This is a genomic window from Acinetobacter sp. T_3_1 (assembly GCF_025377055.1).
In the GTDB taxonomy this organism is placed as follows: domain Bacteria; phylum Pseudomonadota; class Gammaproteobacteria; order Pseudomonadales; family Moraxellaceae; genus Acinetobacter; species Acinetobacter kookii.
In genome coordinates, this window is sequence record NZ_JACHVD010000016.1 from 73,360 (window position 1) to 73,959 (window position 600).

Annotated in this window: 1 protein-coding gene; it reads right to left on the minus strand. The window is 39.8% G+C overall.

The genetic code is table 11. The features are described from left to right. The coding region (locus H4I94_RS13360; protein ID WP_261183410.1) for an IS30 family transposase at positions 1-501 on the minus strand (501 nt) is incomplete at its 3' end. Between the last annotated feature and the right edge of the window lie 99 nt (positions 502-600).

Genomic DNA, 600 nt, shown 5'->3' on the forward strand with positions numbered 1-600 from the left:
AATCGTATCTATTTCCAAATCACCAAAGCGAGTCCGCTGCTCAATCTCAATAGGTCTGTCATGAATGCTTTTACGATTACTCAGCTGACCACGGGTTTCAGGAGAGCCGTATTTCCTCTTTCTTTGATTTCTGAAACGTAGGTTATGAAAGAGTGTACCGCCCTTATTTTTATCCTGCCGTATAAAGCGATAAATTGAATGCAAACTGACTGGAACACGAGAAGCAATCTGTTCAGGGCTCCATTGAAGATCAAGATAAGAGATGACATGTGCCCATATTTCACAAGGGATTCTTTTAGGATTAGGACAATGCCGTCTTCGAGCTACTTTATTGGCATGTTTAGCAAAATAGCCATTTCTCGCTCGATTACGTTTGATTTCTCTAGAAATGGTTGAAGGTGAGCGATTCAGTCTCCAAGCGATATAACGTTTAGAAAAACCTTCACGTAACAAGGTATAAATCTGATATCTTTCTTCTTGGGTAAGATGAGTGTAGTTCATGATGCAACTTTGACTTTGGTCGGTCGGAAGCAAAATGCTAGCTCATCTTGCTTCCTTCCAATAATTTAATCTCTGTTGCACTTCATTTGAGAATCTAAG